At 62.9% G+C, this 9,716-nt stretch carries 8 protein-coding genes; all 8 read left to right on the top strand.

The window, feature by feature from the left end; all coding sequences use genetic code 11:
- Positions 1-812 precede the first annotated feature (812 nt).
- Genes ilvD through leuB form a run of 8 tightly spaced genes read left to right on the top strand, consistent with a single transcriptional unit; the run spans position 813 to position 9,674 of the window.
- Positions 813-2,558: a dihydroxy-acid dehydratase gene (gene ilvD / locus LOX95_RS03570; protein WP_242913076.1), complete on the top strand. Its 1,746-nt coding sequence runs from the start codon at positions 813-815 to the stop codon at positions 2,556-2,558.
- Between the two features lie 8 nt (positions 2,559-2,566).
- Complete coding sequence (ilvC, locus tag LOX95_RS03565; protein WP_427846565.1) at positions 2,567-3,574, top strand: ketol-acid reductoisomerase; 1,008 nt, start codon at positions 2,567-2,569, stop codon at positions 3,572-3,574.
- A 27-nt stretch (positions 3,575-3,601) separates the two neighbouring features.
- A complete protein-coding gene (gene ilvG, locus LOX95_RS03560) occupies positions 3,602-5,311 on the top strand; it encodes an acetolactate synthase 2 catalytic subunit (protein ID WP_282452632.1) in 1,710 nt (569 codons plus the stop codon).
- A complete protein-coding gene (locus LOX95_RS03555) occupies positions 5,308-5,556 on the top strand; it encodes an ACT domain-containing protein (RefSeq protein ID WP_242913074.1) in 249 nt (82 codons plus the stop codon). The genes ilvG and LOX95_RS03555 overlap by 4 nt, the downstream gene beginning before the upstream one ends.
- A 54-nt stretch (positions 5,557-5,610) precedes the next feature.
- Positions 5,611-6,576 (top strand): branched-chain amino acid transaminase, encoded by a 966-nt coding sequence (locus LOX95_RS03550; RefSeq protein ID WP_242913073.1) that lies wholly within the window; start codon positions 5,611-5,613, stop codon positions 6,574-6,576.
- On the top strand, positions 6,563-7,978 hold the full coding sequence (gene leuC, locus LOX95_RS03545; protein WP_242913072.1) for a 3-isopropylmalate dehydratase large subunit: 1,416 nt from the start codon (positions 6,563-6,565) through the stop codon (positions 7,976-7,978). Before LOX95_RS03550 ends, leuC begins: the two co-directional genes overlap by 14 nt.
- Positions 7,975-8,577: a 3-isopropylmalate dehydratase small subunit gene (gene leuD / locus LOX95_RS03540; protein WP_242913071.1), complete on the top strand. Its 603-nt coding sequence runs from the start codon at positions 7,975-7,977 to the stop codon at positions 8,575-8,577. Before leuC ends, leuD begins: the two co-directional genes overlap by 4 nt.
- Positions 8,574-9,674, top strand: a complete 1,101-nt coding sequence (leuB, locus tag LOX95_RS03535; RefSeq protein WP_242913070.1) for a 3-isopropylmalate dehydrogenase — start codon at positions 8,574-8,576, stop codon at positions 9,672-9,674. The genes leuD and leuB overlap by 4 nt, the downstream gene beginning before the upstream one ends.
- The last annotated feature ends 42 nt before the right edge of the window (positions 9,675-9,716 follow it).

Below are 9,716 nucleotides of genomic sequence, written 5' to 3'. Positions count from 1 at the left end.
AAGCTACCTAGTTTTCCGTGTCAAGCACTTCTTTTTAAAGAAGTTTTCGACAACACCGAAACCGCCGAGGCGCTTCCGAAGGAGGCGGGTATCTACCGATCCACCGTCCCCATGTCAACCCGACCTTCCGATCTTTTTCCGATCACAACCCGAAGGCCTAGACCCGAAAATCCAGGAACACAGAAGCTCCCGGAAAGCTAACTCCGCCCCGCGCCTCAGTCCCAAAGAACCGCTGCCGCCGAGCGAGGTGGCTCTATACGCACCACCTCCCGAGTCCACAACCCGTTTTTCGAAAAAAGCATAGATTTCTGACAGATCGGCGATTTCAAGCGCCACATTTAGGACGAGAACAGCATCGCAAGGAAAGAGGCGGAGGTACAATATGCCTCGTTAATACCGGTAATGGCGGCAACTTTACCCCCCGAGAGCCGATAACTCCGAGGGTTGGCGTGCAATTATTCCTTAAATTCGAGCATGTGCGATGCTTTTTTGCGCAAATGGCAGTCTTGCAGGTTGCAATGCAGCACGACGTTCGGCATAAAACCGCCAACTTAATGAGGTCGCCGCTGTGAACAGCACTTCACACATTGCAATGGTCACTTCGACCGCCGCCCCTGTGGCCGGCGGCGCGCTGGCCCGCGCGGTACTCCTCGTATCGGTACTTATTACCCCGCTCCGACGAGCGGCGTGGATGCCTGTGACCTGACAAACAAAACCTAGTCAGCCCTGCACCACCCGCTCTCCGACTGGAAGCGGGTTTTTTAATGCGCGTTTTCAGCCTCCTGCCCCTCTCCCTCAGCGTACCGCACACAATGACCGACCAGACCAAGCCTTCTCCCAACTCTCGCAGCGCCTCGGTAACTGAAGGTCCGAGCCGCGCGGCAGCACGCTCCTATCTGCGTGCAGCCGGTATGCAGGATGGCGACTTCAAGAAGCCGATGATTGGCATCGTGAACACCTGGTCGACGGTGACGCCGTGCAACATGCATCTGGACCGTCTGGCCAAGGATGTGCGTCAGGGCGTCATCGATGCAGGCGGCTGGCCGGTGGACTTCAACACCATCGTGGTCACCGACGGCATTTCGATGGGCACGCCGGGGATGAAGGCGTCGCTGATCAGCCGCGAGGTTGTCGCCGACTCCATCGAGCTGGCCATCGAGGGGCACCAGCTGGACGGCGTTGTCTGCATCGTCGGCTGCGACAAAACCATTCCGGCAGCAGCGATGGCTCTGGCCCGCCTGAACATTCCGGGTCTGGTCTATTACGGCGGCACCATCATGCCTGGCCGCATCAATGGTCAGGAAGTCTCGGTTCAGGAAGTCTTTGAGGCGATCGGTGCCCACGGTGCCGGCACGCTGGACGACGAAGGGCTGAAGAAGGTCGAGAGTGCGGTGTGCCCCGGTGCCGGTGCCTGCGGTGGCCAGTTCACGGCCAACACCATGGCGATGGCTCTGTCGATGATGGGCATCTCGCCTATGGGTGCCAATGACGTTCCAGCCGTCGATCCCGACAAGGCTGCCGAGGGCTATCGCTGCGGCCAACTGGCTGTGGAGCGCGTCTTTGCAGGTGACAACGCGCGCAAATACATCACCCGCGCCAGCCTGAAGAATGCAGCCATAGCCTGCTCTGCCTCGGGCGGTTCGACCAATGCGGTGATGCACTTAACCGCCATCGCCGCCGAAGCCGGTGTCGATTTCGGTATCGAGGACTGCCACCAAGCCTGCATCGAGGCTCCGGTCATCTGTGACCTGAAGCCGGGTGGTCGTTTCCTGGCCTCGCACCTGTATGTCGCAGGCGGCACCCGTCTGGTTGCCAAGCGTCTGGCCGAAGCCGGCAAGATCGTGAACACCCCGACCGTCTCGGGCGAGAGCCTGTTCACTGAGGCCGCCAAGGCCGAGGAAGCGCCGGGCCAGCAAGTCGTTACCACCATCGACCAGCCGGTCATGGCGCGCGGCTCCTATGCCGTCATCTATGGCGACGTTGCCCCCGAAGGCGCGATCATCAAGCTGACCGGCCACAAGGTTGATCGCTTCACCGGTCCGGGCAAGGTCTATGACTCTGAAGAAGAGGCATTCGCCGCCGTCCAGTCTGGCACCGCTGGCGAAGGTGACGTCATCATCATCCGCTACGAAGGCCCCAAGGGCGGCCCCGGCATGCGCGAGATGCTGCAGATCACCGCCGCTCTGAAAGGTCGCAAGGTCGAGAACGTCGCCCTGCTGACGGATGGCCGCTTCTCGGGTGCGTCTTACGGCTTCGTTGCAGGCCACGTTTCGCCGGAGGCTGCTGTCGGTGGCCCGATCGCCCTGATCGAAACCGGCGACACCATCACCATCGACGTCACCAACCGCCGCATCGACACCGATGCCGACCTGACCGCCCGCCGCGCCGCCTTCACCATGCGTGAACTGCGCGAGGCTCGCGGCGTCTTCGCCAAATACCGCGCCAGTGTTGCCTCGGCTTCGCAAGGTGCCGTGACCATCCCGAACCCGCCTCCGGCGCAAACGCCGGATCGCTACCAAGCCATCGCCCAAACCGACACCGTTTCCGAGGACGCCTGATCATGGCCATCACCATCTATACCAACGAAGACATCAAGCCGGGCGCTATCGCCGGCGAGAAGATCGCTATCATCGGCTATGGCTCGCAAGGCCGCGCCCACGCCCAGAACCTGAGGGACTCGGGCCATGACGTGATCGTCGGCGTTCGTCATGGCGGCATCGGCTGGAAGCACGCCACCGAAGACGGCCTGACCACCGCCGAGCCTGCCGAAGCGGTCAAGGACGCCGACATCATCGCCATCCTGACGCCCGACATGGTTCAGGCCGAAGTCTATAAAGAGATCATCGAGCCGAACGCCAAGAAGGGATCGGCCCTGCTGTTCGCACACGGCTTCTCGATCATCTACGGTCGCATCACCCCGCGTGAAGACATGGACGTCATTCTGGTGGCGCCGAAGGGTCCGGGTGATCTGGTCCGCCGCGAGTTCCAACGCGGTCGCGGCGTGCCGTCGCTGTTCGCTATCGAGAAGGACGTCACCGGCAAGGCGCGTGACCGTGCCATGGGCTATGCCAAGGGCAATGGCGGCGCGACCGGCGGCCTCTTGGAAACCACCTTCCGCGAAGAAACCGAAACCGATCTGTTCGGTGAACAGGCCGTCCTGTGCGGCGGTGCCAAGGAACTGGTCATCCGTGGCTTCAACACTCTGGTCGACGCTGGTTACCAGCCGGAGATCGCCTATTTCGAATGCCTGCACGAGCTGAAGCTGATCGTGGACCTGTTCTACGAAGGCGGCATCTCCAAGATGCACCACTTCATCTCCGAGACCGCCAAATGGGGCGCTCTGGTTTCGGGTCCGCGCGTGGTCAACGACGAGACCGCTGACCGCATGAAGGACGTTCTGAACGACATCCAGTCCGGCGAGTTCGCCCGTCGCTGGATCGAGGAGAACGAGCAAGGCAAGCCGGAATACGAGCGCCTGATGCAGGTCGACCGCGACACCCAGATCGAAGAGGTCGGTGCCCGTCTGCGTGAACGTATGGCCTGGTTGCAGGCTGCCAAACCTCAAGCCGCTTAATCGGCATCCCCCACGGACCCCGCCCAGATGACTGTCGCCACCATTCAAATGCCCGCCAACGAGACCACCGCCCAAACCGGTGCCAGCCTCGTCGTCTCCACTCTGGAGCGGATGGGCGTGGATGTGGTGTTCGGTTATCCGGGCGGGGCCATCATGCCGATCTATGACGCCATCGCCGGATCGGGCGTTCGTCACTATCTGTGCCGCCACGAGCAAGGCGCAGCCTTTGCCGCCGATGCCTATGCCCGCGCGTCGGGCAAGGTCGGCGTCTGCATGGCCACGTCCGGCCCCGGTGCCACCAATCTGGTCACCGGCATCGCCAATGCCATGCTGGATTCCGTTCCCATGGTCTGCATCACGGGCAATGTTCCGCAGGCCGTCATGGGCACTGACGCCTTTCAGGAAGTCGACATCATGGGCGTGACCATGCCCCTGGTAAAACACTCCTATCTGGTCCGTGATGCCGCCGATGTTCCGGCCATCATCGAAGAGGCCTTCCATATTGCGCGCACGGGCCGTCCCGGTCCGGTTCTGATCGACCTGCCAAAGGACATCCAGTTCCAGCAGACCGACAGCGTTCGCGCCTTCCACCTGTCGAACGACAACGGCATTGCCGACAGCGCCGCGATCATGGCCGCTGCCGAGGCTATCCGCATCGCAAAGCGTCCCATTCTATATATTGGCGGCGGTGCGAAGATTTCCGGCGCGGTCGAAGCCGTGCGCGAGTTCGCACGTCTGACCGGCATCCCGCAGGTTTCGACCCTGAACGCGCTGGGCACCATCCCGACCGGTCAGGACAACTATCTTGGCATGCTGGGCATGCACGGCACCCGCGCCGCCAATGATGCTGTTCAGGCTTCCGATCTGCTGATCGTTGTCGGTGCCCGTTTCGACGACCGCGCTACCGGCAAGCTGGCCGAGTTCGCCCCCAATGCTGGCGTCGTCCACTTCGATGTCGATGCGTCCGAGATTGGCAAGCTGCGCCCCGTCGCCGTTCCGGTTGTCGGCGATCTGCGCCCCAATCTGGAAGCGCTGAACCGCGAGCTGCAATCCGGCACCGCCATCAGCGTCGGCGAATGGGCCGATAAATGCCGTGCCGAAATGGCCGCCTGTGCGGTTAATTATAATGCACCGGGTGACAGCATCTATGCGCCCGCCCTGCTGAACGAACTGTCGAAGAAGGCTGGCCCCTCCTTCATCGCCGCCTGCGATGTCGGCCAGCACCAGATGTGGGTCGCCCAGCACTGCGAGTTCTCGCGTCCGCAAGCCCACATCACTTCGGGTGGTCTGGGGGCCATGGGGTTTGGCCTGCCTGCGGGCATCGGGGCCAAGCTGGCCGACCCTAGTGCCTGCGTCGTCACCATCACCGGCGACGGTGGCGTGATGATGAACATTCAGGAACTGGCCACGGTCAACCGCTTCAACATTCCCCTGAAGATCGTGCTGCTGGACAACTCGCGTCTGGGCATGGTGCGCCAGTGGCAGGAGTTCTTCTTCGAGCGAAACTTCTCCGAGGTCGACCTGTCCGACAACCCCGACTTCGTGAAGGTCGCCGAGGCCTTCGGCATCCCCGCCTTCCGCATCGACGCCAAGGATCAGGTCTCGGAAGGCATCGACCGCCTGCTGGCCGCCGATGGTCCGATCCTGATGCACGTCATCATCGATCCCGAAGACAACGTCTGGCCGCTGGTTCCGCCGGGCAAGAACAACGCTGAAATGATGGAGGGCTCACGATGAGCAACACGATCCATATCCAGATCGACCGCGCTGACGGCTCGCTGCAGCGTCTGATCGGCCTCGTGGAGCGCCGTGGTTTCGAGATCCACGGCATGAACATGAACGATGTGGGGGACTGGCGCACCTTGGCCCTGACTGTGGCCAGCCGCGACGGCACCCGCTGCATCGACAATCTGGGCCGCCAGATTGACCGCCTGTTCGGCGTGCGTCGCATCGAGGCTCCGGCCTCGGCCAACGCCGCCTGATCCCTTTTCTAAGAGTAATCCGCGGCCTTGGCCGCAAGACTGGACGACCAAACAATGAAGCCGCTGGCCAAGCAAATCTGGTTCAATGGAAAACTGACGGCGTGGGAGAACTGCACCGTCCATGTGATGAGCCATGCGCTTCACTATGGCACCTCGGTGTTCGAGGGCATCCGCGTCTATGACACGCCGAACGGTCCGTGCGGCTTTCGCCTGACCGACCACGTCGCGCGTCTGCACGACAGCGCCCGCATCTATCACTTCCCCATGCCCTATTCGGTCGAGGAACTGGTGCAGGCCTGCCGTGACACCGTCGCCTCAGAAGGTCTGAAGTCGGCCTATATCCGCCCGCTGGCGTTTCTGGGTGGTTGCGGCATGGGTGTGACCCCGTCGCCCGAAGCCATCACCACCGACGTTATGATCGCCGCCTTCCCGTGGGGCGCCTATCTGGGCGAGGAAGCTCTGGAGAAGGGCGTCGATGCCTGCATCTCCAGCTGGAACCGCGTAGCCCCGAACACCATCCCGACCGGAGCCAAGGCGGGTGGCAACTATTTGTCCGGCTATCTGATCGGTCGCGAAGCCCGTCAGGGCGGCTATGGCGAAGGCATTGCCCTGGGCACGGACGGCCTGCTGTCCGAGGGCGCTGGCGAGAACCTGTTCGTCGTGCGCGATGGCGTGCTGATGACCCCGCCGTCGTCGTCTTCGATCCTGCAAGGCATCACCCGCGACAGCGTCATCAAGCTGGCCCGCGGTCTGGGCTACGAGACCCGCGAACAGACCATGACCCGCGAGAGCCTGTATGTGGCCGACGAGGTCTTCATGACCGGCACCGCTGCCGAGATCACCCCTGTTCGCTCTGTTGACGGCATCACCACCCGGGCCGCTGGGCCCGGCCCTGTGACCAAGGCCATCAACAAGGCCTTCCGCGGCCTGTTCGATGGTACGACGCCGGACCGCTACGGCTGGCTGGAGCCGATCCACACCGCCAAAACCGTCTCGGAGCGCCAACATGAGCCAGCCTAAGACGTTGTATGAAAAGGTGTGGGAGCGCCACGTCGTCGTTGAGGAAACCGACGCGACGCCGGGTGTGATGTATGTGGACCTGCATCTGGTCCACGAGGTCACTTCGCCCCAAGCCTTCTCCGAACTGGATGCGCGCGGCCTGAAGGTGCGCCGTCCGGACCGCACCTTTGCCACTTTGGACCACTCCACCCCGACCCTGCCCGCAGGACCGGATGGCAAGCGTCCCTACATCACCGATCAGGCCCAAAAACAGGTCGAAACGCTGGAAGCCAATACCCAACGCTTCGGCATCGAACTGGCCGGATGGGATAGCGACCAGCGCGGCGTGGTTCACGTCATGGGGCCGGAACTCGGCCTGACCCAGCCGGGCATGACAGTTGTCTGCGGCGACAGCCATACCGCAACCCACGGTGCCTTCGGCGCTCTGGCGTTTGGCATTGGCACCTCGGAAGTCGGCCATGTGCTGGCAACCCAATGCCTGCTGCAACGCCGCGCCAAGACTCTGCGTGTCACCGTTGACGGTGAACTGCAACCGGGCGTCTCGGGCAAGGATGTGGCGCTGGCCATCATCGCCGAAATCGGCTTCGGGGGTGGCACCGGCTACGTGATCGAATACGCTGGCTCGGCCATCCGCTCGCTCGACATGGAAGGGCGTATGACCCTGTGCAACATGTCGATCGAAGCGGGGGCGCGTGCGGGCATGATTGCACCCGACGCCACCACCATCGACTGGCTGCGCGGTCGCAAGCACGTACCCGCTGACTATGAGGCCGCGGCCAAGGACTGGCTTTCGCTGGCCACCGACGAAGGCGCGGTCTTCGACAAGGAAGTGCGTCTGGAAGGCTCGGCCATCCGTCCGATGGCGACGTGGGGCACCACCCCTGACGCCGCCGCCCCCATCGGCACCCCCGCCCCGCAGCCGCAGTCGGAATCCGATGCCAAGGCTTTGGCCTATATGGGTTTCACCGCGGGCAAAGTGACCACGACTGAAAAGGTCGATGTCGTCTTCATCGGCTCGTGCACCAATGGCCGCCTGCCCGACATGCGCGTCACCGCCTCCATCCTGAAGGGTCGCAAGGTCGCCGATGGCGTTCGCATGCTGGTGGTCCCCGGCTCCGAAGCGGTCCGCCGTCAGGCCGAGGCCGAAGGTCTGCACACGATCATCACCGAGGCCGGTGCCGAATGGCGCATCCCCGGTTGCTCCATGTGCATCGCCATGAACGGCGATGTGGTGGGCGAGGGCCAACTGTGCGTCTCGACCTCCAACCGCAATTTTGAAGGCCGCCAAGGCAAGGGTGCCCGCACCATTCTGGCCAGCCCTGCCACCGCCGCCGCCAGCGCCGTTGCCGGTCATCTGGCGGACCCTCGTGACTATCCGGCTCTGGTCGAGGAGGCCGCTTGATGGAACCGTTCAAGACGCTGACGTCCAAGGTCGTGGTCCTGTCTCAGGCCAATATAGACACCGACCAGATCATTCCGGCCCGCTTCCTGACCACCACCACGCGTGAAGGTCTGGGCAAGCACGCCTTTAATGACTGGCGCTATGAGGCCGATGGTTCGCCCAAGCCCGAGGCCATCCTGAACCGCATCGACCCGAGCGAGTACCGCATCATTCTGGGCGGGCCGAACTTCGCCTGCGGCTCCTCGCGCGAGCATGCCCCGTGGGCGCTGCTGGATTATGGCTTCAAGGCCGTGATCTCGACCGAGATCGCCGACATCTTCACCTCCAACGCGCTGAAGAACGGCCTGCTGCCCATCGTGGTCAGCCAGGGGGTCTGGGACGATCTGGCTCAAAATCAGGACCAGCCGGTCACCATCGATCTGGAGAACAACCAGATCCAGCGCGGCAATGCCGCCCCTGTCCCGTTCAAGGTCGAAGCCTTTGCCCGCCAGTGCCTGATCGACGGTGTCGACACTCTGGGCTGGCTGCTGGCCCGCGACGAAACCATCTCGGCTTTTGAAGCCACCCGCAATGACCCCCAACCGGAGATCGCACGATGAGCGAGAAACGCACCTTTAACATCGTCGTCCTGCCGGGCGATGGCGTCGGCCCCGAAGTCACCAAGGCTGCCCAGCGCGTCCTGACCGCACTGGGTGACATCTATGGCCATCAGTTCAATTTTGAAGAACACCTGATCGGCGGTGCGGCCATCGATGCCACCGGCACTCCGCTGCCGGACGCCACGCGCGATGCCTGTGTGAAGGCCGATGCCGTCCTGCTGGGTGCCGTGGGTGATCCCAAGTTCGACGGCAAGCCGGTTCGTCCCGAACAGGGCCTGCTGACCATCCGCAAGGAAATGGGCCTGTTTGCCAACCTGCGCCCCCTGCAGGTTTCGCCTGCACTGGCGCACCGCTCGCCGCTGAAGCGCGAGATCGTCGAGGGCGTGGACCTGCTGGTTTTCCGTGAGTTGACCGGCGGCGTCTATTTCGGCGAACGCACCCGCACCGAAACCGAAGCCTCGGACCTGTGCACCTATTCGGTCGCCGAGATCGAGCGCGTCACCCGCGCCGCCTTTAAGGCAGCCCAACAACGCCGCGGCAAGGTCACTTCGGTCGACAAGGCCAATGTGCTGGAAACCTCGCGGCTGTGGCGCGAGACCGTAAACCGCATCCATGCCGAGGAATTCCCCGACATCACGCTGGAACATGCACTGGTCGATTCCATGGCCATGCACCTGATCCTCAAGCCGCGTGAATACGATGTCATCCTGACCGAGAACATGTTCGGCGACATTTTGTCGGACGAGATTTCAGTATTAGGCGGCTCTATCGGCCTGCTGCCTTCGGCCTCGCTGGGCGAAAGCGGTCCGGGTCTGTTCGAACCGATCCACGGCTCGGCCCCCGACATCGCCGGACAGGACAAGGCCAATCCCATTGGCACCATCTTGTCGGCCTCCATGATGCTGCGCCACAGCTTTGGACTGGAAGACGAAGCCTGCTCGATCGAAGCCGCCGTTGCTGCGGTTCAGGCTTCCAATCAGGTCACGCGTGATCTGGGTGGCGAACTGGGCACCGAAGCCGCCACTCGCGCTGTGGTCGATGCCATCCGCGCCATCCACTGGGCCGCTTCGCGCCACGTGCCGATGCACTGGGCTTAAAGCCCTCTCCATAAGACAACAAGAAAGGCGGGCTTTGCGGCC

Source organism: Brevundimonas pishanensis (genome assembly GCF_022750635.1).
Classification (GTDB): Bacteria; Pseudomonadota; Alphaproteobacteria; order Caulobacterales; family Caulobacteraceae; genus Brevundimonas; species Brevundimonas pishanensis.
This window is presented reverse-complemented; position numbering and strand designations above follow the sequence as displayed.